General features: G+C 72.9%; 22 protein-coding genes. 16 read left to right on the top strand and 6 right to left on the bottom strand.

The genetic code is table 11. The features are described from left to right. Positions 1-81 precede the first annotated feature (81 nt). The 3 genes from ABD330_RS00270 to ABD330_RS00260 all read right to left on the bottom strand — a co-directional run bounded on the left by ABD330_RS00270 (position 82) and on the right by ABD330_RS00260 (position 4,795). Positions 82-1,374 carry an SUKH-4 family immunity protein gene (locus ABD330_RS00270; RefSeq protein WP_344459397.1) on the bottom strand — a complete coding sequence of 431 codons (1,293 nt, stop codon included), beginning with the start codon at positions 1,372-1,374 and terminating at the stop codon, positions 82-84. Further along, on the bottom strand, positions 1,371-4,358 hold the full coding sequence (locus ABD330_RS00265) for a toxin glutamine deamidase domain-containing protein (RefSeq protein ID WP_344459395.1): 2,988 nt from the start codon (positions 4,356-4,358) through the stop codon (positions 1,371-1,373). The genes ABD330_RS00270 and ABD330_RS00265 overlap by 4 nt, the downstream gene beginning before the upstream one ends. A gap of 86 nt (positions 4,359-4,444) precedes the next feature. Further along, positions 4,445-4,795 (bottom strand): WXG100 family type VII secretion target, encoded by a 351-nt coding sequence (locus ABD330_RS00260; RefSeq protein WP_344459393.1) that lies wholly within the window; start codon positions 4,793-4,795, stop codon positions 4,445-4,447. A 177-nt stretch (positions 4,796-4,972) separates the two neighbouring features. Between ABD330_RS00260 and ABD330_RS00255 the strand changes: the two genes are divergently transcribed. After that, on the top strand, positions 4,973-5,881 hold the full coding sequence (locus ABD330_RS00255; protein WP_344459391.1) for a DUF3109 family protein: 909 nt from the start codon (positions 4,973-4,975) through the stop codon (positions 5,879-5,881). Between the two features lie 111 nt (positions 5,882-5,992). On the opposite strand, the gene ABD330_RS00250 is transcribed toward ABD330_RS00255, so the two are convergent. Together ABD330_RS00250 and ABD330_RS00245 are read right to left on the bottom strand one after the other, a co-directional pair. Further along, positions 5,993-7,156, bottom strand: a complete 1,164-nt coding sequence (locus ABD330_RS00250) for an NADH-quinone oxidoreductase subunit D (RefSeq protein ID WP_344459389.1) — start codon at positions 7,154-7,156, stop codon at positions 5,993-5,995. Beyond that, positions 7,153-8,166: an SAM-dependent methyltransferase gene (locus tag ABD330_RS00245; protein WP_344459387.1), complete on the bottom strand. Its 1,014-nt coding sequence runs from the start codon at positions 8,164-8,166 to the stop codon at positions 7,153-7,155. Before ABD330_RS00245 ends, ABD330_RS00250 begins: the two co-directional genes overlap by 4 nt. Positions 8,167-8,270: 104 nt before the next feature. Here ABD330_RS00245 and ABD330_RS00240 point away from each other — a divergent pair, with 104 nt between their 5' ends. From ABD330_RS00240 to ABD330_RS00175, 14 genes are all read left to right on the top strand, one after another. Then, complete coding sequence (locus ABD330_RS00240; RefSeq protein ID WP_344459385.1) at positions 8,271-9,470, top strand: sensor histidine kinase; 1,200 nt, start codon at positions 8,271-8,273, stop codon at positions 9,468-9,470. 46 nt (positions 9,471-9,516) lie between these two features. Further along, a complete protein-coding gene (locus ABD330_RS00235) occupies positions 9,517-10,206 on the top strand; it encodes a response regulator (RefSeq protein WP_344459383.1) in 690 nt (229 codons plus the stop codon). Between the two features lie 136 nt (positions 10,207-10,342). Further along, positions 10,343-11,278: a Rossmann-like and DUF2520 domain-containing protein gene (locus tag ABD330_RS00230; RefSeq protein WP_344459381.1), complete on the top strand. Its 936-nt coding sequence runs from the start codon at positions 10,343-10,345 to the stop codon at positions 11,276-11,278. Next, a complete protein-coding gene (gene panC / locus ABD330_RS00225) occupies positions 11,278-12,174 on the top strand; it encodes a pantoate--beta-alanine ligase (protein WP_344459379.1) in 897 nt (298 codons plus the stop codon). Before ABD330_RS00230 ends, panC begins: the two co-directional genes overlap by 1 nt. Positions 12,175-12,267: 93 nt before the next feature. Next, on the top strand, positions 12,268-12,720 hold the full coding sequence (panD, locus tag ABD330_RS00220) for an aspartate 1-decarboxylase (protein ID WP_344459377.1): 453 nt from the start codon (positions 12,268-12,270) through the stop codon (positions 12,718-12,720). Between the two features lie 19 nt (positions 12,721-12,739). Then, positions 12,740-14,416: an L-aspartate oxidase gene (locus ABD330_RS00215; RefSeq protein ID WP_344459375.1), complete on the top strand. Its 1,677-nt coding sequence runs from the start codon at positions 12,740-12,742 to the stop codon at positions 14,414-14,416. A 4-nt stretch (positions 14,417-14,420) separates the two neighbouring features. After that, entirely contained in the window at positions 14,421-15,392 is a 972-nt protein-coding gene (gene nadC / locus ABD330_RS00210) for a carboxylating nicotinate-nucleotide diphosphorylase (protein WP_344459373.1), read from the top strand. A 27-nt stretch (positions 15,393-15,419) separates the two neighbouring features. Further along, positions 15,420-16,211: a type III pantothenate kinase gene (locus tag ABD330_RS00205; protein WP_344459372.1), complete on the top strand. Its 792-nt coding sequence runs from the start codon at positions 15,420-15,422 to the stop codon at positions 16,209-16,211. 219 nt (positions 16,212-16,430) lie between these two features. Then, complete coding sequence (locus tag ABD330_RS00200; RefSeq protein ID WP_344459370.1) at positions 16,431-17,138, top strand: hypothetical protein; 708 nt, start codon at positions 16,431-16,433, stop codon at positions 17,136-17,138. Positions 17,139-17,372: 234 nt separating this feature from the next. Continuing rightward, positions 17,373-18,980 carry a bifunctional lysylphosphatidylglycerol synthetase/lysine--tRNA ligase LysX gene (gene lysX / locus ABD330_RS00195; RefSeq protein WP_344459369.1) on the top strand — a complete coding sequence of 536 codons (1,608 nt, stop codon included), beginning with the start codon at positions 17,373-17,375 and terminating at the stop codon, positions 18,978-18,980. 4 nt (positions 18,981-18,984) lie between these two features. Continuing rightward, positions 18,985-19,149 (top strand): hypothetical protein, encoded by a 165-nt coding sequence (locus ABD330_RS00190; RefSeq protein WP_344459368.1) that lies wholly within the window; start codon positions 18,985-18,987, stop codon positions 19,147-19,149. Positions 19,150-19,275: 126 nt separating this feature from the next. After that, positions 19,276-19,677, top strand: a complete 402-nt coding sequence (locus ABD330_RS00185; RefSeq protein WP_344459367.1) for a BlaI/MecI/CopY family transcriptional regulator — start codon at positions 19,276-19,278, stop codon at positions 19,675-19,677. A gap of 10 nt (positions 19,678-19,687) precedes the next feature. Beyond that, a complete protein-coding gene (locus tag ABD330_RS00180; RefSeq protein WP_344459366.1) occupies positions 19,688-20,224 on the top strand; it encodes an amino-acid N-acetyltransferase in 537 nt (178 codons plus the stop codon). Positions 20,225-20,341: 117 nt separating this feature from the next. Then, positions 20,342-20,695: a histone-like nucleoid-structuring protein Lsr2 gene (locus tag ABD330_RS00175; RefSeq protein ID WP_344459365.1), complete on the top strand. Its 354-nt coding sequence runs from the start codon at positions 20,342-20,344 to the stop codon at positions 20,693-20,695. 144 nt (positions 20,696-20,839) lie between these two features. Here ABD330_RS00175 and ABD330_RS00170 read toward each other — a convergent pair whose 3' ends face one another. Further along, positions 20,840-21,400 (bottom strand): hypothetical protein, encoded by a 561-nt coding sequence (locus tag ABD330_RS00170; protein WP_344459363.1) that lies wholly within the window; start codon positions 21,398-21,400, stop codon positions 20,840-20,842. A 507-nt stretch (positions 21,401-21,907) separates the two neighbouring features. Between ABD330_RS00170 and ABD330_RS00165 the strand changes: the two genes are divergently transcribed. Then, on the top strand, positions 21,908-24,424 hold the full coding sequence (locus ABD330_RS00165; protein WP_344459361.1) for an ATP-dependent Clp protease ATP-binding subunit: 2,517 nt from the start codon (positions 21,908-21,910) through the stop codon (positions 24,422-24,424). Positions 24,425-24,434 lie beyond the last annotated feature (10 nt).

Here is a 24,434-nt window from a genome sequence, read left to right as displayed (position 1 = left end):
CCGGCCGAAGGCTGGGGGAGAACTGCGCGAAACGGAAGGTACGGCGCCGCGCCGCACCGCGCCCCCCGTCGGCCACTCCGGCTAGAGGAGCCCGTGCCAGAGCTGCTCGACGATCACGGCCCACCAGTTCTCCGGGTCGCCGAAGACCGTACGGTCCAGCCCGGCCAGGGCCCACTGGAGTTCGGCCACGGCCGGGCCGGCCGCGTACGGGTGGAGGTCCCGCAGGCGCGGGAGGCGGTCGGCGAAGAGGGCGAGACAGCGGGTGAAGGCGGTCAGGTCGGCGTTGCAGTAGCGGGCGGTGGCGTCGTGCGGGTCGATCGCGCGGACCCGGCCCCGGGCGGCGTCGACGGTGAGCAGCGCCCAGCCGTCCCCGCCGATCACGTACTGGCCCAGCAGCTGCTGCCGGGCCTGCGCGGTGGCCTGCCAGGGGGCGTCGAACTCGGCCAGGCGGGAGACCACGTCCGGCAGTGGGGTGGCGGTTCTGCTGCCGTCCAGGACGCCGTCGGAGACCGGGTGGTACAGGGTGAAGAACCCCTCGACCCGGACGGGCAGGCCGACCTGGAGCAGCGGCCGGGCCACCGCCTCGGGCAGGTCGGCGGCCTGGGTGTCGGCGGGGTCGAAGCGGCGTACGCCCTCCGGGCCGAACTGCGCCGCCAGCCGCGCGGCGAGTGCCTGCTCGGCCTCGGGCTGGGCGGGCGGCACCGCGACCGGGAAGGGGACCCGGTTGGGCCTGGCCGCAGCCGCGCCACCCTCCTGGGGGAGCGCCCGCACCGCCGCCGCGCGCTGGTCGAAGTGCGGTCCGTAGAGGATCTCGTGGGTGATCCGGGTGGCCGGGAGCTCGTTGCCGACGCTCTCCCGCGCATAGCCGCCCGGCAGCATGCCGAGCCGCAGGTCGGTGTGGACGGCGAGCAGGTCCTCCGGCCGGACGCCCTGCTGCTGGAGCTGCCGCCAGGCCCGCAGCACGGGGTGCGGCCGGCCGGTGGCCGAGCGCACGACCAGCGTCTGCTCCTCGCCGGGCCCGTCACGGTAGGTCAGTTCCGCGCGCAGGCCCGGGCCGGTGGCGGGCGGCAGGGCCGGGTCGTAGCTGCCGGCGCCGAGCTTGTCCCGGTAGAGCCGGACGATCTCGGCGACGGGGTAGGAGGGCCAGACGGTCAGCTCACCAGTCACCCGGTCGACCACCGCGCAGGCCGCGCCGATCTCCTCCGGCGCGCGCCGGCCGCCGGTCAGCGGGTCCACCTGGACGGGCGCCGGCTCCGGCCAGAGCACCCAGCCGAGGTCGAACTCGTGCGACCGGACGGCCCGTGAACTCTCCTGCGGCAGATCGCCGTTGATCCAGCGGTGGGCGGCGTCGATCGCCTGGTCGCGGGTGGTCATCGGCGCTTGCTCCTGGTGCTGTCGGCCGCGGGGGCCCGGTGGATGGTGAGACGGGAGCGCGGCGGCGCCGGGGCCTGGTCCGCCGGGGCGGTCTCCGGCTCCGGCTCGGGCTCCGGCTCAACCGGGACCGTGACCGGCACGGACGGCTGGACGTCCGTCAGGTCGAGCGGGCGGGACTCGGCGTCCACCGCGATGGCCCACAGCCCGTGGTCCGCGCTGTGCAGCGGGGCACCGGAGCGGCGGCCCGCCTGGTGGTCGAGGAAGGTCACGTCCGTTCCGTGCACGACGGCGTTCCAGGTGTGCGAGCGGCCGTACTCGTCCAGCGTGAGCAGCACCGCCTGCGCGCCGGGGCCGGCCTGCAGCAGCACCTGGGCCAGCAGCCCGAGCGCGCCGTCCCCCGACCCCAGGTCGCTGAAGCGGGTGCCGAGTTCGCGCTCGGCGCGGTCCCGTCCGCCGCGCTCGCCGGCCGGGCCGTCGGGCAGCCTGGGGGCCGAGCAGACGGGGCGTCCGGCGTAGGTGTCCAGGCCGGAGAGTGCGATGTCGAGGCAGTTGTTGGACCGTCCGGGCTCGCGGTGGCCGCCGCCGTTCAGCGCCTCGGGCCAGTCGCCCAGGTACGGGTCGGGGTGCCGGAGGAAGCCGTGGTCCTGCCTGCGCGGCAGGCGGCTCTCCAGCTCGCCCTGGTGCGCCGGGTCGACCGGGCCCAGTCCGCCGGGGTGGCCGTACGGCCGGCTGTCCGCGCCGGTCCGGACGAGTACCCGTTCGGCCTGCGGCACCGGCCCGGGGCTCCGGTACGACTGCGCGACCAGGTACGCGGCCGCGACCTGCCCGGGCTGGACCGGAGCCGTCCAGGCGGGGGCCTGGCCCTCGCCGTAGCCGGGCAGGTCCGGACGCCGCTGGAGTCCGGGGCCGGTGTCGGCGTACGACCGGAACGGCACCGCGCCGGCCGGGCCGGCGGCGGGCGTACGCGGGGTGCCGACCGGCCTGGCGTCCTGGACGGGGATCCCGGCACCGGGCCCGCCGACCACACCGACCTGCCCGGCCACCCCGGGCGCGCCCGGCAGGCCGGGGGCACCCGGCTGCGGGGCGGACTGTCCGGCCGCACCGACCGGGCCGGCCGGACCGCCGGGAACGACCGGGCCGGCCGCGCCGCCACCGGCCGGACCACCCGTCGGGGCGCCGACCGGGCCGCCGACCGGGCCGCTCCCGGCCACCGGGCCGCCACCGGGGACACCGCCCGGCACCGGCACCGGCCCGACCGGGGCGGCCTGCGCCGGGGCGCCGCCGACCTGCACACCGCCGAGCTGAACGCCGGAGACCGGCGAGTCGAGGGTCCGTCCGAGGCCGCCGCCGTCACCGGCGTCGCCGGGACCGCTCGGGCCCCCGGAGCCGCCCCAGCCGACCGGGTCGGCGGAGACAGGTGCGGACGGCGGCGCGACCACGACGGAGTCCGTCCGGACCGAGACCGGGCCGAGCGGCACCGGGCCGGTCGGGTCCGTCACCGGGCCGCTGTCGTAGCCGCCGCCGAACGACCCGGAGGACTGGACAGGTTCCGGCACCCGGTGGAAGCCGCCGCCCACGGGCTGCGGCGGCTGGTAGGACTGGCCGCCACCGAACGAACCGGACGACGACGTACCGAGGCCCGCACCGAGGGGCGTGTTGCTCCCCGGCGCCGTGAGGATCCCCGACCCGCCGCCGAACGGCCGCAGGCCGAGCGGGCCCTGCGGCCCGGCCGGGTCCAGGGTCGACGGCGAGGAGCCGAGCGGGCCGGCCCCGGGAGCGCCGGCATCGAGGGTGCTGGGATCGAGCAGGCTGTGGTCGACCGAGTTGAGCGTGGTGAGGACGGGCAGCGGCTTGCCGTCCGGACCGAGCCGGACGGGCGGGTCCGGCTGCGGCACGGGCCGGCCGTCCTGGCCCATCAGCTCCGGACGGCCGTGGGCGTCGGTGACGGGCTTGCCGTCCGGGCCGAGGGCCAGCATCACGTCACTGCCGCCGACCGTGCCGTCGGCACCGACCAGGACGGGCTGGCCGGTGGCGTCGGTGAGCGGCTTGCCGCTCGCGTCGAGCGCCAGGCCGACCACGGGCATGCCGTCCGCGCCGACCACCGAGACCGAGCCGTCGGGGCCGATGATCGGCCGCCCGTGCTGGTCCCGCTCGATGGTGACCCCGTCCACCCCGGTGACGGTCTTTCCGTTCTGGTCGACCAGGACGGGGTTGCCCGAGGCGTCCGTCAGCACCCGGCCGTCCGGACCGAGCTTGGCGGAGACCATCCGCACCCCCGCGACGGCGGCTCCGCCCGCGGCGGCGCCGCCCAGCGCTCCGGTCAGCTGCCCGCTCCCGCTCAGGTCACGCAGGTCGGACCGGGCCGACTTGCCCTGGGCGCCGGCCGGCGCCATCCGCTCCAGGGCCGTGATGGCCGGCTCCTTGAGCGCCGTCCGGAGCGCCTGCTCCATCTCGTGCCCGAGCTCGTCCAGCAGCGCACCGACCCGCAGCTTCGCCGCTTCCAGCCCGATCAGCTCGCCGCCGCCGACCACCGCGGTGGTGACCACCTTGGCGATGCTGCCCAGGACGCCGCCGCCCAGCGCGCTCTTCGCCTTGTCCTCGACGGCCTGGGCCGTCTTGAGCGCTTCGGCCACCTCGGTGAGCACCGAGATGATCTCGGCCTTGCAGTGGTCGGTGGCGGTGGCGGCGCCGTCGAAGGCCTTGGCGACCAGGTCGGCCGCGCCCTGCGCGTCGTCCAGGTACCCCCGGCCGCCGCCGGAGTAGGCGCGCCAGTGGTCGGCGAAGGCGTCCACCGAGCCGCCGGAGTTCTCCCCGGTCACCCGCTGCGCGGAGTCCGAGCCGCGCTTGCCCAGCTCCTCGGCCGCGCCGCCGAAGTCGCGCCAGAGACCGGCGGCTCGGCGCAGCCCGTCCTCGTCGGCCTGCGGCCACGGATGGCCGAGCTTCGCCAGCACCGGGACCAGTTCCTCGGGCAAATTCCGGGACACGTGGTCCCCCCTTCGGGTTCTGCGGGATCGAACGCACTGCACCGCGCCGCAGGTACGGCGCGGGTCGATGAGGCCCCCTCGTTCGTTCAGACCGCCGCCGGACCTCCACCGGTTCCGCCCGAGGAGAAGCCGGCCGCGACCTCGTCCTCGGTACCGCTCGCCTGGTCGGCCATGGTGTGCAGGCCGGTGCCGATCCCGCCCAGCTTGTCGGCGAGGGCGTTCAGCCCGCCCAGCAGCTCGGGCTGGGCCTCGCCGTACGCGCTGCCGAAGCCGGAGCCCGGCTTGTCCGCGCCCCAGGGCGTCCCGAGCCCGGACAGCCCCTGCTCCAGCGTCTGCGCGGCCCGCGCGAAGTCGTTCGAGATGCTCTCGAACTCCCGCCCCTCACCGTGGATCACCCCCGGCTTGAGCGTGAATCCGCCACCCGTACTCGTAGCCATCGCGCACACTCCCCCGTCTCGTACGGCCACCGACCACGCGGTACGCACCCGGCGGCCGCCATCCTAGGCCCCGGATCCCGGCCCCCCGCAGGCCCTGTGTGGGTTTCTCACGCCAACTTCACGACCTGCCAGGCCGGGAGCGGCCGCCCGGCCGTTCGGAGGCCCTACCCTTGCCAGGTGGCAGCAGAGACCCCCAAGAAGACCAAAAGCCCCAAAACCCCCAAGAGCGACAAGGGCCCCAAGGGCACGAAGGCGCCCAAGGCCCCCAAGAGCACCGGCACGACCATCGACCTCGCGATGCCCAAGATGTACGAGGTCCCGCTCGACTTCGCCCGCGCCTGGGTGGAGTTCGCCGACCCCACCGACGAGGAGCAGGTCTTCCGCTGCGACCTGACCTGGCTGACCTCCCGGTGGAGCTGCATCTTCGGCAAGGGCTGCCACGGCATCCGTCCCGGCCGGGGCGAGTCGGACGGCTGCTGCACCCTCGGTGCGCACTACTCCGACGAGGACGACGAGCAGCGGGTGGCCGGGCACGCGGCCCGCCTCACGCCGGAGAACTGGCAGCTCTTCGAGCACGGCACCGACGCCAAGGGCCGGATCAGGATCGACGGCGGCATCACGATGTTCGACGAGGACGGCGACCGCCAGACCCGCCGGGTCGACGGCGCGTGCATCTTCCTCAACCGCCCCGGCTTCGCCGGCGGCGAGGGCTGCGCCCTGCACACCCTGGCCCTCAAGGAGGGCAAGGAGCCGCTGGAGACCAAGCCGGACGTCTGCTGGCAGCTGCCGGTCCGCCGCACGTACGACTGGATCGACCGCCCGGACGACACCCGCTACCTCCAGGTCACCATCGGCGAGTACGACCGCCGCGGCTGGGGGCCGGGCGGCCACGACCTGCACTGGTGGTGCACCGGCAGCCCCGAGGCCCACAACGGCCCCGACCCGGTCTACGTCAGCTACCGCCCGGAGCTCACCGAACTGATGGGGCCGGAGGGCTACGCCGTCCTCGCTGGCCTCTGCGAGCAGCGGATCGCCTCCGGCGCAGACCGGAACCTCGCTCCGCACCCGGCGGATCCCAAGAGTTAGGGCTCCCGACAGTAAGGGCGAACCTCAAGGGGCGCGGGGAACTGCGCGATCAACCGTGCACCTTCGTCGTGCCCTGGTCGCGCAGTTCCCCGCGCCCCTGTGGGTTCGCCGTTACTTGTCGATGTCGCCGACGACGAAGAACATCGAGCCGAGGATCGCCACCATGTCCGCGATCAGCGTCCCGGGCAGCAGTTCGGTGAGGGCCTGGATGTTGTTGTAGGAGGCCGACCGCAGCTTGAGCCGCCAGGGCGTCTTCTCGCCGCGCGAGACCAGGTAGTACCCGTTGATCCCGAGCGGGTTCTCGGTCCAGGCGTACGTGGTGCCCTCGGGGGCCTTGAGCACCTTCGGCAGCCGCAGGTTGACCGGGCCCTGCGGCAGCCCGGCCAGGCGGTCGAGGCACGCGTCGGCGAGGTCCAGCGAGTTGGCGGTCTGCTCGATCAGGCACTCGAACCGGGCCAGGCAGTCGCCCTCCTCGCGGGTCACCACGGTGAGGACGTCCTGCAGCTCGCCGTACGCGAGGTACGGCTCGTCCCGCCGCAGGTCGAAGTCGACGCCGCTGGCGCGGGCGATCGGGCCGCTGACGCCGTACGCGTGCACCTGCTCCCGGGAGAGCACGCCGACCCCGGCGGTCCGGCCCCGGAAGATCTCGTTGCCGAGGACCAGGTCCTCGAAGACCGGCAGCTGCGCCCGGACGGTCGCGACGGCGGCCCGCACCCGGCCGAGCCACCCCGCCGGGATGTCCTCCTTGAGGCCGCCGACCCGGTTGAACATGTAGTGCATCCGGCCGCCGGAGGCCTCCTCCAGCACGTGCTGGAGCTCCTCGCGGCCGTGGAAGGCGTGGAAGACCGGGGTGATCCCGCCCAGCTCCAGCGGGTACGAGCCGAGGAACATCAGGTGGTTGAGCACCCGGTTCAGCTCGGCGAGCATGGTGCGGATCCAGACCGCGCGCTCGGGCACCTCCATGCCGAGCATCCGCTCGACCGCGAGCACCACGCCCAGCTCGTTGGAGAAGGCCGACAGCCAGTCGTGCCGGTTCGCCAGCATGATGATCTGCCGGTAGTCCCGGGCCTCGAAGAGCTTCTCCGCGCCCCGGTGCATGTAGCCGATCACCGGCTCGGCGGCGACGATCCGCTCGCCGTCCAGCACCAGCTTCAGCCGCAGCACGCCGTGGGTGGACGGGTGCTGCGGGCCGATGTTGAGCACCATGTCGGTGGTGCCCAGCTCTCCCTGGAAGTTCTCTGCACCCGCGCCGATGCCGACCGTGGTCTCCCTCATGGGGTCAGAGTCTGCCATCCCGGCACCCCTTGCAGGGCCTGCGGTACCGACATCCGGACGGTCTGCGCCAGCCACCCGAAACCGCCGAGCCCGGACGGCTCGGTCAGCTCGGCGGCCTCGCCGGCGCCGCCGAGCGCGCGCAGGTACGCCGCCGGGTCGCTGGAGGCCAGTGCGAGCGGGGGGCGTGCGCCGCTCACGCCGAGCGCGCGCAGGGCCTCGCGCTGCGTTGTCCACAGACTGTGCAGAGCGGGCACGGCCACCGCGTCGAGGGCCACGTGCGCGGTCACGTCGCAGGTCCCGTCAGGGACGGGCCGCACCTCGCGCCCGGCCCGGAAGCCGGTCAGCGAGCCGAACAGCGGGCGGTCGGGCCGGGCGTGCGCGTAGTCCACCGCCACCGCCAGCCCGCGGTCGAGCCCGCCGACGGCCGCCGCCCAGGCGGCGTCCCGGGGGGCGCCCAGCTCGACCCGCGCACCCGGTTCGCCGGCCGGCCACCACCGGGCGGCCCACTCGGCGTCGGCCCCGGACACCGGCTCGCCCGGCCGCTCCTCGCCGTCCGCGGCGACCTCGACGTAGCGGAGCACCCCGTCCTCGTCCACCTCGGCGACGTCCAGCGGCACGTTGTCCAGCCACTCGTTGGCGAACAGCAGGCCCGAGACCCCCTGCGGCATCCGGTCCGTCCACCGCACGGCGGCGGGCAGGCCGTCCGGCCGGTCCGCCAGCTCGACCGCGTACGGGCGCAGCCGTCCGGCCAGTTCCGGCCCCACGGCGCGCAGCACGCCCGCCAGCAGCTCGCCGCGCCCGGCGCCGAGATCGACCAGGGCCAGCTCGGCGGGCCGGCCGAGGGCCTCGTCGACCTCCCCGAGGAGGCGGGCGACCGCCCCCGAGTACAGCGGCGACGCGTGCACGGAGGTCCGGAAGTGCCCGGCCGGGCCCTCCGGCTTGCGGTAGAAGCCGCCGCCGTCGGCGTACAGGGCCTGTTCCATGGCGGGACGCCACCGCTGCCAGCTCATGTGACGGACGTTACCGGGGAAGGGTCGGTCTCCACCCTGCGGAGTAGGACGGATCGCCCTCCCGGTGGACCTGGACGGCTTCCACGGCTGCCTAGGCTTGAGAGGTGCATCGACTCAACGCCTGGCTCCGCCGTCACCCCATGGTGGTCGACTCCGCCTGGGCGCTGCTGGTCTTCTCCCTGAGCGCGCTCTCCGCCGTCCAGTCCGTCGGCGGGGGGCCGGACCTCGAATGGGCCGTCGTCGGCCTGATGACCCTGCTGATGGTCTTCCGCCGGCGCAATCCGGACGTCACCAGCGCCGTCGCCGTCGGGCTCGGCCTGGCCGAGATCGCCCTGCACGTCACCCCGGGTGCGTCGAGCATCGGGTACCTGGTGTTCGCGTACACGGGTGCCGCCTTCGGCTCGGCCTGGATCTCCCGGCTGGCGCTCGGCGCCGGGCTGGTGGCGGGCCCGCTGACGGTCCTGCGGTTCTACCCGGGCAGCGGGTCCGGCCCGGGGAACAGCTGGCAGCACGCGGTGTTCTACTCCGTCCTGCTGTCCACCCCGTTCGTGCTGTGCTGGGCCTGGGGGCGGCTGACCCGGGTCCGCCGGGCCTACCTGATCGAGCTGGAGGACCGCGCGGCCCGGCTGGAGCGCGAGCGCGACGCCCAGGCCAAGGTGGCCGTCGCCGCCGAGCGGGCCCGGATCGCCCGCGAGCTGCACGACGTGGTCGCGCACAACGTCTCGGTGATGATCGTGCAGGCGGACGGCGCCGCGTACGTGCTGGACAACTCGCCGCAGCAGGCCAAGGAGGCGCTGTCCATCATCGCCTCCACCGGGCGGCAGGCGCTGGTCGAGATGCGCCGGCTGCTCGGCGTCCTGCGGACGGCCGACTCCGCCGAGGAGTACGTGCCGCAGCCCGGGGTCGAGGAGCTGCCCGAACTGCTGGATCAGGTCCGCACCGCCGGGCTGCCGGTGTCCTACCGCACCTCCGGCGAGGCCCGGGAGCTGCCGCGCGGGGTGGAGCTGACGGTGTACCGGATCGTCCAGGAGGCGCTGACCAACGTCCGCAAGCACGGCGGGCCCGACGTCCGCGCCAACGTCGCGGTGGACTTCCGCGAGCGCGAGCTGGAGGTCCTGATCGAGGACGACGGCCGGGGCACCACGGACGAACAGCTCACCACCGGCGGAACCGACGGACTCGGGCATGGTCTGATCGGCATGCGGGAGCGGGTCGGGATGGTCAGCGGCAGTCTGACCGTCGGCCCCAGGCCCGGGGGCGGCTTCCGGATCCGCGCGATCATGCCCCTCAAGACAGCCAAGTGAGCAAGTGGGCCGGACCGACCGGCCGATGAGAGCGAAGGAAGCCTCTGTGACCATCCGGGTGATGCTCGTCGACGACCAGGAACTGCTCCGCACGGGCTTCCGGATGGTCCTCCAGTCGCAGGGCGACATCGAGATCGCCGCCGAGGCGGGCGACGGCCAGCAGGCGCTCGCCGTGCTGGAGCAGACCGAGGTGGACGTGATCCTGATGGACGTCCGGATGCCCAGGCTGGACGGCGTCCAGGCCACCCGCCGGATCTGCCTGGCCGAGGACGGCACGCCGCGGCCGGACGCCCCGCACGTCCTGATCCTCACCACCTTCGACCTGGACGAGTACGCCTTCGCCGCGCTCAAGGCCGGGGCCAGCGGCTTCCTGCTCAAGGACGTCCCGCCGCCCGAGCTGGTCGCCGCGATCCGGTCCGTCCACGCGGGCGACGCGGTGGTCGCCCCGACCACCACCCGCCGCATGATCGACCGCTTCGCCGAGGTCCTCCCCACGCAGCAGTCCACCCCCGGCTCGACCGTCCTGAGCCCGCTGACGGACCGTGAGCGCGAGGTTTTCCTGCTGGTCGCCCAGGGCCTCTCCAACAGCGAGATCGCCGCCAAGCTGGTCCTCTCCGAGGCCACCGTGAAGACCCACGTCGGCCGCATCCTCGCCAAACTCGGCCTCCGCGACCGCGTCCAGGCCGTCGTCCTCGCCTACGAGGCCGGCCTGGTCCGGGCGGGCGCCTCCGACTGACCGTCCGGGTCCGGCCCCGGCCCCGCGCACGCCTGTGGGCGGGGCCGTCCCACAGGTTCCGGCCGACCGTAGAATGGCCCGGTACGTCTGGTACCCGCGGAGGACCGGAACGGAAGCTAAGGACGAGAGCCGAACCGTGAGCACGTCCGACCACGCATTCGCCGATCCCTTCGGCGACCCGTCCGACCCCGGCAACCGTCCGGCCCGGCTGGCCGTCGGGGTGGTCGGCGCCGGGCGGGTCGGCCCCGCGCTGGGGGCCGCGCTGCAACTGGCGGGCCACCGGGTGGTGGCGGCCTCCGGGGTGTCCACCGCCTCGCGGCGCCGGGCCGAGGCGCTGCTGCCGGGGGTGCGGCTGGTCAGCCCGCCGCAGGTGCTGGCCGCCGCCGACCTGGTGCTGCTGACCGTGCCCGACGACGCGCTGGCCGAGCTGGTCGCCGGACTGGCCGCGACCGGCGCCGTCCGCCCGGGCCAGATCCTCGTCCACACCTCCGGCGCGCAGGGCTGCTCCGTCCTGGAGCCCGCGGCCCGGGCCGGCGCGCTGCCGCTGGCCCTGCACCCCGCCATGACCTTCACCGGCACCTCCGTCGACCTGGCCCGGCTGGCCGGCTGCCCGTTCGGCGTGACCGCGCCGCCGGAGCTGCGGCCGGTCGCCGAGGCGCTGGTCGTCGAGATGGGCGGCGAGCCGGAGTGGGTGCCCGAGGAGGTCCGCCCGCTCTACCACACGGCGCTCGCGCACGGCGCGAACCACCTGGTCACCCTGGTGGCGCAGGCGCTGGAACTGCTGCGCACGGCGGGTGTCGCGGAGCCCGGCCGGCTGCTCGGCCCGCTGCTCGGCGCCGCCCTGGACAACAGCCTGCGCTCCGGCGACGCCGCCCTCACCGGCCCGGTCGCCCGCGGCGACACGGGGACGGTGCTGCGGCACCTGGAGCAGCTCAGTACGGTGTCCCCGGACATCGGGCAGGCCTACCGCGCGATGGCCCGGGCCACCGCGCAGCGCGCGGTCCGGACCGGATCGCTGAAGGAAGAGTCGGCGGCGGCTCTGCTGGACGTACTCAACGAGGAGAAGCACTGATGGCACGTGGCAAGCAGCCCTCCAAGGCCCCGAAGGTCCGCAAGGCGGTCCTGACCCACACGATCGCCGACTTCGAGCCCGCCTTCTGGCCGGACGAGCAGCCGGTGGACAACGCGGTCGTGATGACCATGGGCGCACTGCACGAGGGCCACGCCGCGCTGATCCGCGCCGCCCGCAAGCAGGTCGGGCACGACGGCCGGGTGGCCGTGACGGTGTTCGTGAACCCGCTGCAGTTCGGCGAGGGCGAGGACCTGGACCGCTACCCGCGCACACTGGCCGCCGACGTCCGGCTCGCCGAGGAGAACGGCGCGGACGTGGTGTTCGCGCCGCTGCCCGAGGAGGTCTACCCCAACGGCACCCCGCAGGTCCGGATCGCGGCGGGCTCGATGGGCGAGCGCTACGAGGGCGCCACCCGCCCCGGGCACTTCGACGGCATGCTGACGGTGGTCGCCAAGCTGCTGCACATCACCGACCCGGACTTCGCCTTCTTCGGCGAGAAGGACGCCCAGCAGCTGGCGATCGTCCAGCGGATGGTCGCCGACCTGGACTTCGACGTCGAGGTGATCGGCGTGCCGACCGTCCGCGAGGAGGACGGTCTGGCGCTCTCCTCCCGCAACCGCTTCCTCTCCGAGACCGAGCGCGAGCAGGCGCTCGCCCTCTCCCGTGCCCTGCTGGCGGGCCGCGACGTCGCGGCCCAGGGCCCCGAGGCGGTCCGCAAGGCGGCCTCGGCCGTGCTCGCCGACGCCGACGGCATCGCCCTCGACTACCTCGCCCTGATCGACCCGGAGGACTTCACCGAAGCCGCCGACGACTTCCAGGGCGAGGCCGTGCTGGCCGTGGCCGCGAAGGTGGGCGCCACCCGCCTGATCGACAACGTCCACCTGATCGTCCGCTAGGACCGCCGGACGCGTCCGGCCACCGGACCGCCCGACCCGCTAGACCGCACCCGCCGAAGTACGGCATGCACTCATCTCTGGAGGCGTGACCCCATGCTCCGCACCATGCTCAAGTCCAAGATCCACCGCGCCACCGTCACCCAGGCCGACCTGCACTACGTCGGCTCGGTGACGGTGGACGAGGACCTGCTGGACGCCGCCGACCTGCTCCCCGGCGAGCTGGTCCACATCGTCGACATCAACAACGGCGCCCGGCTGGAGACCTACACCATCGCCGGGCCGCGCGGCACCGGCGTGATCGGCATCAACGGCGCCGCCGCCCGGCTGGTCCACCCGGGCGACCTGGTGATCCTGATCGCCTACGGGCAGATGGAGACCGCCGAGGCCAAGGGCTACCAGCCCAAGGTGGTCTTCGTGGACGAGCGGAACCGGATCACCGGCTACGGCTCGGACGCCGCCGAGGCCCAGGACGGCAGCGGGCTGCTCCGGGGCGACCAGGCGTACGGTGGCGACACCACCGCGGCCACGACCACCGCCGCGCGCTGAAGGAGCCACTGAGAACACCATGCCCGTCTCACACCGCCTGACCGCCCCCGCCCCCGGCTGGACCACCACCACGGACGTGGTGGTGGTCGGATCCGGCGTCGCCGGTCTCACCGTCGCGCTCAACGTCCGCAAAGCCGGTCTACGGGCCGTGGTGGTCACCAAGGCGATGCTCGACGACGGGTCCACCCGGTGGGCCCAGGGCGGCATCGCCGCCGCCCTGGGCGAGGGTGACACCCCCGAGCAGCACCTGGACGACACGCTGGTCGCGGGTGCCGGGGTCTGCGACGAGGAGGCCGTCCGGGTCCTGGTGACCGAGGGCCCGGACGCCGTCCGGCGTCTGATCGCCATCGGCGCGGCCTTCGACAAGGGCGCCGACGGCGAGATCCTGCTCACCCGCGAGGGCGGCCACCACCGCCGCCGGATCGCGCACGCGGGCGGCGACGCCACCGGCGCCGAGATATCCCGCGCCCTGGTCTCGGCCGTCCGGTCCGACCCGGGCCTCGAACTGATCGAGCACGCGCTCGTGCTCGACCTGCTCACCGACGCCGACGGCCACGCCGCCGGACTCACCCTGCACGTGATGGGCGAGGGCCAACGTGACGGAGTCGGCGCGATCCGCGCCAAGGCCGTCGTGCTCGCCACCGGCGGGATGGGCCAGGTCTTCTCCGCCACCACCAACCCGGCGGTCTCCACCGGCGACGGCGTCGCGCTCGCGCTGCGCGCCGGGGCCGAGGTGACCGACCTGGAGTTCGTCCAGTTCCACCCGACCGTGCTGTGGCTCGGCCCGGAGGCCGAGGGCCAGCAGCCGCTGGTCTCCGAGGCGGTCCGGGGCGAGGGCGCCTACCTGGTGGACGCCGACGAGACCCGCTTCATGGTCGGGCAGCACGAGCTGAACGAGCTGGCGCCGCGCGACATCGTCGCCAAGGCGATCACCCGGCAGATGCAGCTCAAGGGCACCGAGCACATGTACCTGGACGGGCGGCACTTCGGCGCCGAGATGTGGGCGGAGCGCTTCCCCACCATCCTCGCCTCCTGCCGTTCGCACGGCATCGACCCGGTCACCCAGCTGATCCCGGTCTCCCCCGCCGCGCACCACGCCTCCGGCGGCGTCCGGACCGACCTGCGCGGCCGCACCACCGTCCCGGGCCTGTACGCCTGCGGCGAGGTCGCCTGCACCGGCGTGCACGGCGCCAACCGGCTCGCCTCCAACTCCCTGCTGGAGGGCCTGGTCTTCGCCGAGCGGATCGCCGCCGACCTGGCGGACCGGCACCGCTCGGGCGACCTCCCCGAACGCGCGGTGGACGTCGCCGGGGCCCGTGCGGCCCGCAGCGTCCCGCTGCCGGCGCCCGAGGCCCGGGCCGAGATCCAGCGGCTGATGTCGCGCGGCGCGGGCGTGCTGCGCTCGGCCGACAACATGGCCGCCACCGCCGCCGGGCTCGCCCTGCTCGCCGAGGAGGCGCACGCCCACGCCGCCGAGGAGAAGCCCGCCGACCCCCGGGTGGAGACCTGGGAGGCCGCCAACCTCCACCTGGTCGCCACCGCCCTGGTCGCCGCCGCCGCCCAGCGGCGCGAGACCCGGGGCTGCCACTGGCGCGAGGACTTCCCCGAGCGGGACGACGCGCACTGGCAGCGCCACCTGATCACCACTCTCTCCGTCGCCACCGGCGCCCCCGTCAGCACCCCCGAGGAGCACTAGCACCATGACGACCCACTCCCACGAGGACCTTCCGATGGCCGACCAGGACGGCTGCGGCGACGGCTGCGCCTGCGGGGACGCCGAGGCGTACGAGACCGGGCTCGACCCGGCGCTGGCCGAGATGCTGGAGGCCGCCGGTCTCGACCCGGTCGAGGTCGAGGACATCGCCACCCTGGCGCTGGCCGAGGACCTGGCGGGCGGCGAGGACGTCACCTCGGTCGCCACCGTGCCGGCCGACGCCGTCGCCACCGCCGACTTCACCGCCCGTGAGGCGGGCGTGGTCGCGGGTCTGCGGGTCGCCGAGGCCGTGGTCTCGCTGATCTGCGAGGAGGAGTTCGAGGTCGAGCGGCACGTCGAGGACGGCGACCGGGTCGAGGCCGGGCAGGTGCTGCTCTCCGTGCGCAGCCGCACCCGCGACCTGCTGACCGCCGAGCGCAGCGCGCTCAACCTGCTCTGCCGCCTCTCCGGCATCGCCACCGCCACCCGTCAGTGGGCGGACGCCCTGGAGGGCACCGGCGCGGTCGTCCGGGACACCCGCAAGACCACGCCCGGCCTGCGCGCGCTGGAGAAGTTCGCGGTCCGCGCGGGCGGCGGGGCCAACCACCGGATGTCGCTCTCGGACGCGGCCCTGGTCAAGGACAACCACGTGGTCGCGGCGGGCGGCGTCGCGGAGGCGTTCCGCGCCGTCCGCGCCGCCTACCCGGACCTCGAGGTCGAGGTCGAGGTCGACACCGTCGAGCAGATCGCGCCCGTCCTGGAGGCCGGCGCGGACCTGATCCTGCTGGACAACTTCACCGTGGCCCAGCTGAAGGAGGCCGTCGCACTGGTGGCGGGCAAGGCCAAGCTGGAAGCTTCCGGCGGCCTGACCCTGGCCACCGCCCGCGAGGTCGCCGAGACTGGTGTCGACTACCTCGCCGTCGGGGCTCTGACACACTCCTCGCCGATCCTGGACATCGGCCTGGACCTGCGCGCCTGATCCCCCACCCCCTCCGGAAAGCAGCCCATGCTCCTCACCATCGACGTCGGCAACACCCAGACCACGCTAGGCCTGTTCGACGGTGAGGAGATCGTCGAACACTGGCGGATCTCCACCGACCCGCGCCGCACGGCGGACGAGCTGGCGGTGCTGATGCAGGGGCTGATGGGCTCTCACCCGATCGTCTCCGCCGAGGACCAGATCGCCGGGCTGGCGATCTGCTCCTCGGTGCCGGCCGTCCTGCACGAGCTCCGCGAGGTGACGCGCCGTTACTACGGCGACGTCCCCGCGGTGATCGTGGAGCCGGGGGTGAAGACCGGGGTGCACGTCCTGATGGACAACCCCAAGGAGGTCGGCGCCGACCGGATCGTCAACGCGCTCGCCGCCAACCACCTCTACGGCGGCCCGTGCATCGTGGTCGACTTCGGCACCGCGACCACCTTCGACGCGATCAACGAGCGCGGCGACTACGTGGGCGGCGCGATCGCCCCCGGCATCGAGATCTCGGTCGAGGCGCTCGGCGCCCGGGGCGCCCAGCTCCGCAAGATCGAGCTGGCCCGCCCGCGCAACGTGATCGGCAAGAACACCGTCGAGGGCATGCAGTCCGGCATCCTCTACGGCTTCGCCGGCCAGGTCGACGGCCTGGTGACCCGGATGGCCAAGGAACTCGCCAAGGACCCCGAGGACGTCCAGGTCATCGCCACCGGCGGCCTCGCCACCCTCGTCCTCGGCGAGGCCACCGTCATCGACGTCCACGAGCCGTGGCTCACCCTGATCGGCCTCCGCCTCGTCTTCGAACGCAACAAGCCGACCACCTGAGCCTCGTACGCACCCGGAGCAACCCCCCCCCCAGGGGCGCGGGGAACTGCGCGCACGACCATGCACCTCCGTAGAGCCCTGGTCGCACAGTTCCCCCCGCTCCCTCGGGTTCCCGTCTGCAAGGGTTCCGATCCGATCGGATCAACGCACGATCGGCCAATCGGTACAAACGCGCCGCCAATCGTCATAAATCGGACGCCCCCCACGTAGTGTCGAGCCATGCCTACGCCACACGGATCGCGCGGCGGCATGGCCTTCAGCGCCGACGAAGTCCGCGTGCTGCGCCGTGCCCTCGCCCAAGCGCTGTACCCCGTCCACTCGCCGGACCCGGCCACCCTCCGCGACCTGTGGACCGAGGACGTCCAGGAGTCGCTGCGCCTCGCCGAAGCCGTGGACGAGGCGGTGCACGAAGGCGGCAGGCTCCGCACGTTCCTGCTCGCCGACCTGGCCCGCTACCGGACCGCGCTGCCCGGCAGTGCCGCCGGCTACCTGGAACGCCTGGAGGAGGCCGTCTCCGACGGCTACCTGCCCTCCGCCGAGGATCTCGCCGCCTTGCGGGCACTGGCCCGGCTGCCCTGCGGCACCACCGAGCGCCACCGCCGCTCCCGGCTGGCCGGCCGCTGCCACGCGCTGGCCGAGGCGGACATCCGCGAGCGGCTCGCCCTGGGCGCCGGACCGCGCCACCTCACCGCCGTGCCGAGCCCGGCCTCCGAACCCTTCCCCTCGGCATTCACCAGCAGTACCCCTACCCCAGTTGGAGGACGGATCCCGATGAGCAACTCCGCCGGCACCACCACCCCCAAGGCTCCGACCCCCGCCGGCCGCACCCAGCCGCACCGGATGCCCACCCCGGCCGAGCTCTTCGGCCGCCGCCCTCAGCCGCAGCCCGCGCCCGAGGAGGTCGAGCTCGCCACCGGCACCGGCTGACGGGCCGACAGGCCGGGGGGAGGCGGTTCCACCCGCCTCCCCCCGGGTCATTTCTTGGCAAAGAGCTGTCTAAGCCGCAGACCGGTCCCGCCCCGCAGCGGCCGTCGCCCCAACCGGGGAAAGTGCCGCGGGCGTGGGAAAAGCGCAGCCGCCGCACCCGGTGCGCGACCCGGTGGCGCCCTCACCGGATATACCCGTGGCGGGGCACCCCCGGCTGGTGGCTACCCTGGGGGGGTGAGCGATCAGAACAGCGTCCCCGCGACCGACGACCTCCCCGAGCAGATGCGCGTCCGGCGCGAGAAGCTGGACCGGCTCCGGGCGGCCGGGGTCGACCCGTACCCGGTCGGATTCCCCCGGACCACCACCATCGCCGACCTGCGGGCCAAGCACCCCGACCTGGAGCCCGACGTGGCGACCGGCGAGCGCGTCGGCGTGACCGGCCGCGTCGTGCTGGCCCGTACCGGCGGCAAGCTGTGCTTCGCCACGCTGCGGGACGGCTCCGGCGACCTCCAGGTGATGTTCTCCCTGGACAAGCTGGGCGACGAGCGCCTCGCCGCCTGGAAGGCCGACATCGACCTCGGCGACCAGGTCGGCGTCGAGGGCGAGGTGATCACCTCCCGTCGCGGCGAGCTGAGCGTCATGGTGGACCGCTGGGAGCTCACCGCCAAGTGCCTGCGCCCGCTGCCGGACAAGCACAAGGGCCTGACCGACCCGGAGGCCCGGGTCCGCCAGCGGTACGTCGACCTGATCGTGAACCCCGAGGCGCGGGACATGATGTACCTGCGCAGCAAGGTGGTCCGCTCGATCCGCCGCACCTACGAGGAGCGCGGCTACATCGAGGTCGAGACCCCGATGCTGCAGCCGGTGCACGGCGGCGCCAACGCCCGCCCGTTCAAGACCCACATCAACGCGTACGGCATCGACCTGTTCATGCGGATCGCCCCCGAGCTGTACCTCAAGCGGCTGGTGGTCGGCGGCGCGGAGAAGGTCTTCGAGATCAACCGGAACTTCCGCAACGAGGGCGCGGACTCCACCCACAACCCGGAGTTCACCTCGCTGGAGTCGTACGAGGCGTACGGCGACTACGACACCCAGGCCGAGCTGATCCGCGCGACGATCGTCAACGCGGCCCGCGACGCGCTGGGCACCACCGTCATCCGGGGCCTCGACCCGCACGGCGTCGAGCACGAGATCGACCTCGCCGAGCCGTGGGAGGAGATCACCGTCTACGGCGGGATCTCCGAGCGTCTCGGCGTGCAGGTCACCCCGGAGACCTCGGTCGAGGAGCTGCGCAAGCTCGCCGACGAGGCCGGTGTGCCGTACGAGGCGAAGTGGGGCCACGGGCAGATCGTGCTGGAGATGGTCGAGCGCCTGCTGGAGGAGAACGCGATCCGGCCGACCTTCATCAGGGACTACCCGACCGAGGTCTCCCCGCTCACCCGCGAGCACCGGACCGACCCGGGCGTGGCCGAGAAGTGGGACCTGATGATCTTCGGTACGGAGATCGGCACGGCCTACTCCGAGCTGGTCGACCCGGTCGAGCAGCGCGCCCGGCTGACCGCGCAGTCCCTGCTCGCGGCCGGCGGCGACGTCGAGGCGATGCAGGTGGACGAGGACTTCCTGCGGGCCCTTGAGTACGCGATGCCGCCCACCGGTGGTCTCGGCCTCGGCGTGGACCGCCTGATCATGCTGCTGACCGGCAAGAACATCCGCGAGACGGTGCTCTTCCCGATCGTGAAGCCGGAGCAGAAGCGCACCGCCGCGGACAGCACCGCCGCGGGCGAGGGCGCCGCCAAGGACGGCGGCTCCACCGATGACGGCTCCACCGACGAGAAGGAGTGACCTGATGGCGTATGTCAGTGCGATCGTGCCCCCGCTGGTGATGGCGATCGGCTTCGGATTCCTGGTGCGGGCCATCATCCGCAGCCAGGGCGGTGCCCAGAAGGGCAAGGAGGACGCCGCGGCCGAGGCGATGGCCCGGGTCGGCGCCACGGCCCCCGTGGCCGAATAGCACCCTCGCGACACCGCTGATCTCCGCACGTCCGGCGCGCCGCCATCCCTCTCCGGGGGTGGCGGCGCGCCGGTTTGCTCCGTGTTAGCAAATTTTGTCCGAATCATTCCCTATCCTGGCCCGACTATGGTGCGGCAACTCGGAGAACTAGAGAACGACGTCATGACCAGGGTCTGGCAGTGGAACCGCCCGGTCACCGTTCGCGAGGTTCTGCTCGATCTCCGGTCGGAACGCGATATCGCCTACACCACCGTGATGACGGTGCTGGACAAGCTCTTCAGAAAGGGCTGGCTACGGCGCGACCAGGTCGGCCGGGCGTACCGATATGAAGCCGTCTCCTCGCGCGAGGCGTACACCGCCGCGCTGATGAACGACGCGTGGGGCACCAGCGACAATCCGGCCGCGGCCCTGGTGCACTTCTTCGGCATGATGTCCCCCGAGCAGCGCGAGGCACTGCGCGACGCACTGCGTGTCGTCCCGGATGCGGACCCCGATACCGAGGAGACCCCGGGCCCGCCGACGCGATAACGTCCCCGCCATGGAGGTCACCATCCGCCGGGCGCGGACCACGGACGTACGAGCGGTGCGGCGGCTCATCGACGGGTACTCGCGCAACGGCATTCTGCTCGACAAGCCCACCGTGACGTTGTTCGAATCCGTACAGGAGTTCTGGGTCGCCGAACGCGACGACAACGGCCTGGTGGTCGCCTGCGGCGCACTGCACGTGATGTGGGAGGACCTGGCCGAGGTGCGCACCCTCGCGGTCGATCCGTCCTGCAAGGGGCTCGGCCTCGGGCACCTGGTACTGGAGAAGCTGCTGCAGACCGCACGCTGGCTGGGCGTACGTCGGATTTTCTGCCTGACGTTCGAGGTGTCGTTCTTCGCGAAACACGGTTTCGTCGAGATCGGCGAGCTCCACGAAACGGACGATGGTACGACAGATCCGGCAGCGATCGCTACGGATGTCTATGAGGAACTTCTGCGGTCGTACGATGAAGGCGTCGCGGAGTTCCTCGACCTGGAGCGGGTGAAGCCCAACACGCTGGGCAACTCGCGGATGCTGCTGCACCTCTGAACCGGCCCGCTGAAGGGGGCCTTGTCCGGCCCCGAGTCACCAGGGGTTTGTGTTTTCCGGAGAAAGACGCTTTCCTTTCCCTAAGGCATTGGATCGTTTAGGCGGAAAGGGAAGCCCGTGGCACAGAGGGTGCAGGTCATTCTTGAAGACGATCTCGACGGCGGTTCGGCGGACGAGACGGTGACGTTCGCTCTCGACGGCGTTGCCTACGAGATCGACCTGACGAGCACGAACGCGGAGAAGCTGCGCAACCTGCTCACTCCGTACGTCGACAAGGGTCGCAAGCAGAGCGGCCGGCTCACCAGCGCCCGCCGCACCAGCGCCGGTCGCAGCGCGGGCCGTACCGCGGTCGGCGCGGCGGACACCGCGAAGATCCGCTCCTGGGCCAAGGAGAACGGCCTGGAGGTCAACGACCGGGGCCGCGTCCCGAGCACCGTGCGCGAGGCGTACGAGCGGGCCAACGTCGCCTGACTCCGTCATCCACCCGGATCCCGGATCCCGGACGAATGACGAACGACGAACGACGAATGGGACGAGACCGGCGGGTCCGGCCGATCCGGCCGGTTCGCAGGGGGGTCGCGTCGCGTCGGGCCCGATCGGGCCGGGCGGGCGCTCTCAGTCGGCCGGCGCCAGGCCCATGAGGTCGCGGGCGCAGGCGTCCGCCAGGCAGTCGAGCAGCCGCAGCAGGTCGGGTGAGCACAGGTCCAGACCCGGGCCGGGCTCCCCCTGCCGCAGCCAGACCGCCGGGACGGCAGCGGGACACCATTCGGGGCGCGGAGGTTCCTCCTCCGCGCCCCGCGCCCGTGGCAGCAGGACGGCCGGGCCCGGTGCGGCCGGGCCGGTCCGGGCGGCCGGTTCCGTCCAGGCGGCCCGGGCGGTCAGGCCGAGGCCCAGTTCGGCGCCCCAGCCGAGCCAGTGCAGCAGATCCGGCACGGTCTCGGCGGCCCCGGGGGCGAGCAGGAACGCCGTCACCGCGCCGTGGCCGATCACCGGCCCGTACGGCCGCCGCAACCGGTCCAGCCGGCCGAGTGCGGCCGCCCCGGCCGGTCCGGGCACCTCGACCCGGTCGGAGCCGAGCAGGGCGGCCAGCGGAGCTCCTCCCGGAGCCCGCGCGGCCGGAGCGGGCGCGGCGCCGACGGCCGGCCGGAGGTCCGGCGGGGGCGGCGCGGCGGTCATGGGCTGTGCAACGCTGTAGGTGTGGAGCGGTAACGCGGCTCCACCTGTTCGGCCGCACCGGCGTACCCCGTCGACCTGCGGCGGACCCTCCCGGGGCCGGGCTGACCCGCCGTCAGCCGGGCCGTTCCGACGGGCGGTCAGCCGGCGGACTTCTCGCCAGGCGAACACGGCCGCTGCGGAAAGTACGCGAATCTCACCGTGATACCGGGTATGAATGCAGGTGGGCAGGGTCATGGACACTGCCCGACGAAGAACTGCGGGACCAGTTGCCCGATCCTCGGCGGGGCTTGTTCGCCGATGGCGTAGCGGTATCGGGTGCATCGGGCCCAGCTGTGGGAACACCGTCTCCCAGCATCAGGTTGGGAATGGTGTCGGCTGGTCGCGCAGCAGTTTCTCCCACGCGAGTGGGAGTGATCCTGAGCCGCGCCGCTGAGCGGGACTAGCATGCGGAAGGACAGGGCGGGGACAGTCCCCGAACTGCCCGACCGCTCTGAGGAGCGATAAACGATGTTCGAGAGGTTCACCGACCGCGCGCGGCGGGTTGTCGTCCTGGCTCAGGAAGAAGCCCGGATGCTCAACCACAACTACATCGGCACCGAGCACATCCTCCTGGGTCTGATCCACGAGGGTGAAGGTGTCGCCGCTAAGGCCCTGGAGAGCCTCGGGATTTCGCTCGAGGCTGTTCGTCAGCAGGTCGAGGAGATCATCGGTCAGGGCCAGCAGGCCCCGTCCGGCCACATCCCCTTCACCCCGCGGGCGAAGAAGGTCCTGGAGCTGTCGCTCCGCGAAGCCCTCCAGCTGGGCCACAACTACATCGGCACCGAGCACATCCTGCTCGGCCTGATCCGCGAGGGCGAGGGCGTCGCCGCCCAGGTCCTGGTGAAGCTGGGCGCCGACCTGAACCGGGTGCGCCAGCAGGTCATCCAGCTGCTCTCCGGTTACCAGGGCGGCGGCAAGGAGTCGGCCACGGCCGGCGGCCCCGCCGAGGGCACCCCGTCGACCTCGCTGGTCCTCGACCAGTTCGGCCGCAACCTGACCCAGGCCGCCCGCGAGGCCAAGCTCGACCCGGTGATCGGGCGCGAGAAGGAGATCGAGCGGGTCATGCAGGTGCTGTCCCGCCGCACCAAGAACAACCCGGTGCTGATCGGTGAGCCCGGCGTCGGCAAGACCGCGGTCGTCGAGGGCCTGGCCCAGGCGATCGTCAAGGGCGAGGTCCCGGAGACGCTGAAGGACAAGCAGCTCTACACCCTCGACCTGGGCGCCCTGGTCGCCGGTTCCCGCTACCGCGGTGACTTCGAGGAGCGCCTGAAGAAGGTGCTCAAGGAGATCCGCACCCGCGGCGACATCATCCTGTTCATCGACGAGCTGCACACCCTGGTCGGCGCGGGCGCCGCCGAGGGCGCGATCGACGCGGCTTCGATCCTGAAGCCGATGCTGGCCCGTGGCGAGCTGCAGACCATCGGTGCCACCACGCTGGACGAGTACCGCAAGCACCTGGAGAAGGACGCCGCGCTGGAGCGCCGCTTCCAGCCGATCCAGGTCGCGGAGCCGTCGCTGCCGCACACCATCGAGATCCTCAAGGGCCTGCGGGACCGCTACGAGGCGCACCACCGGGTGTCCATCACCGACGCCGCCCTGGTCGCCGCGGCCACCCTGGCCGACCGGTACATCTCGGACCGCTTCCTGCCGGACAAGGCGATCGACCTGATCGACGAGGCCGGCTCCCGGATGCGCATCCGCCGGATGACCGCGCCGCCGGACCTGCGCGAGTTCGACGAGAAGATCGCCGACGTCCGCCGCGAGAAGGAGAGCGCGATCGACGCGCAGGACTTCGAGAAGGCCGCGTCCCTGCGCGACGACGAGAAGCAGCTCCTGACTGCCAAGGGCAAGCGGGAGAAGGAGTGGAAGGCCGGCGACATGGACGTCGTCGCCGAGGTGGACGAGGAGCTGATCGCCGAGGTGCTGGCGACGGCCACCGGCATCCCGGTCTTCAAGCTCACCGAGGAGGAGTCCAGCCGGCTCCTGCGCATGGAGGACGAGCTGCACAAGCGCGTCATCGGCCAGACGGACGCCATCAAGGCGCTCTCCAAGGCCATCCGGCGCACCCGTGCGGGCCTCAAGGACCCGAAGCGTCCCGGCGGCTCGTTCATCTTCGCCGGCCCGTCCGGCGTCGGTAAGACCGAGCTCTCCAAGACGCTCGCCCAGTTCCTCTTCGGTGACGAGGACGCCCTGATCTCCCTCGACATGTCGGAGTTCAGCGAGAAGCACACCGTCTCGCGGCTCTTCGGCTCGCCCCCCGGCTACGTCGGGTACGAGGAGGGCGGCCAGCTCACCGAGAAGGTGCGCCGCAAGCCGTTCTCGGTCGTCCTCTTCGACGAGGTCGAGAAGGCCCACCCGGACATCTTCAACTCGCTGCTGCAGATCCTGGAGGACGGTCGCCTGACCGACTCCCAGGGCCGGGTGGTCGACTTCAAGAACACCGTCATCATCATGACGACCAACCTCGGCACCCGGGACATCTCCAAGGGCTTCAACCTGGGCTTCGCGGCCACGGGTGACGCCGCCACCGGGTACGAGCGGATGAAGGCGAAGGTCAGCGAGGAGCTCAAGCAGCACTTCCGCCCCGAGTTCCTGAACCGTGTCGACGACATCGTGGTCTTCCACCAGCTGTCCGAGGACGACATCATCCAGATCGTCGACCTGATGATCGACAAGGTGGACGGCCGCCTCAAGGACCGCGACATGGGCCTTGAGCTCAGCATCGAGGCCAAGAAGCTGCTCGCCAAGCGCGGTTACGACCCGCTGCTCGGCGCCCGTCCGCTGCGCCGCACCATCCAGCGCGAGATCGAGGACCACCTGTCGGAGAAGATCCTCTTCGGCGAGCTGCGCTCCGGCCACATCGTGGTCGTCGGCGTGGAGGGTGAGGGCAAGGAAGCCAAGTTCACCTTCCGCGGCGAGGAGAAGTCGCCGGTGGCGGACACTCCGGCGGCGGTGGCCTCGACCGGTCCGGACCTGACGAAGTAAGCACCACCTG

It is taken from the genome of Kitasatospora kazusensis (assembly GCF_039529945.1).
Taxonomy (GTDB): Bacteria; Actinomycetota; Actinomycetes; order Streptomycetales; family Streptomycetaceae; genus Kitasatospora; species Kitasatospora kazusensis.
Note: the sequence above shows the minus strand (reverse complement) of the source record. Positions and strands in the feature narration are given on the sequence as shown.

Coding starts and splice junctions, on each gene's coding strand:
- ABD330_RS00270 (WP_344459397.1), bottom strand. CDS start 1,374: ATGACCACCCGCGACCAGGCGATCGACGCCGCCCACCGCTGGATCAAC.
- ABD330_RS00260 (WP_344459393.1), bottom strand. CDS start 4,795: ATGGCTACGAGTACGGGTGGCGGATTCACGCTCAAGCCGGGGGTGATC.
- ABD330_RS00250 (WP_344459389.1), bottom strand. CDS start 7,156: ATGAGGGAGACCACGGTCGGCATCGGCGCGGGTGCAGAGAACTTCCAG.
- ABD330_RS00245 (WP_344459387.1), bottom strand. CDS start 8,166: ATGAGCTGGCAGCGGTGGCGTCCCGCCATGGAACAGGCCCTGTACGCC.
- panC (WP_344459379.1), top strand. CDS start 11,278: ATGGCACGTGGCAAGCAGCCCTCCAAGGCCCCGAAGGTCCGCAAGGCG.
- panD (WP_344459377.1), top strand. CDS start 12,268: ATGCTCCGCACCATGCTCAAGTCCAAGATCCACCGCGCCACCGTCACC.
- ABD330_RS00215 (WP_344459375.1), top strand. CDS start 12,740: ATGCCCGTCTCACACCGCCTGACCGCCCCCGCCCCCGGCTGGACCACC.
- nadC (WP_344459373.1), top strand. CDS start 14,421: ATGACGACCCACTCCCACGAGGACCTTCCGATGGCCGACCAGGACGGC.
- ABD330_RS00205 (WP_344459372.1), top strand. CDS start 15,420: ATGCTCCTCACCATCGACGTCGGCAACACCCAGACCACGCTAGGCCTG.
- ABD330_RS00200 (WP_344459370.1), top strand. CDS start 16,431: ATGCCTACGCCACACGGATCGCGCGGCGGCATGGCCTTCAGCGCCGAC.
- ABD330_RS00190 (WP_344459368.1), top strand. CDS start 18,985: ATGGCGTATGTCAGTGCGATCGTGCCCCCGCTGGTGATGGCGATCGGC.
- ABD330_RS00185 (WP_344459367.1), top strand. CDS start 19,276: ATGGTGCGGCAACTCGGAGAACTAGAGAACGACGTCATGACCAGGGTC.
- ABD330_RS00180 (WP_344459366.1), top strand. CDS start 19,688: ATGGAGGTCACCATCCGCCGGGCGCGGACCACGGACGTACGAGCGGTG.
- ABD330_RS00170 (WP_344459363.1), bottom strand. CDS start 21,400: ATGACCGCCGCGCCGCCCCCGCCGGACCTCCGGCCGGCCGTCGGCGCC.
- ABD330_RS00165 (WP_344459361.1), top strand. CDS start 21,908: ATGTTCGAGAGGTTCACCGACCGCGCGCGGCGGGTTGTCGTCCTGGCT.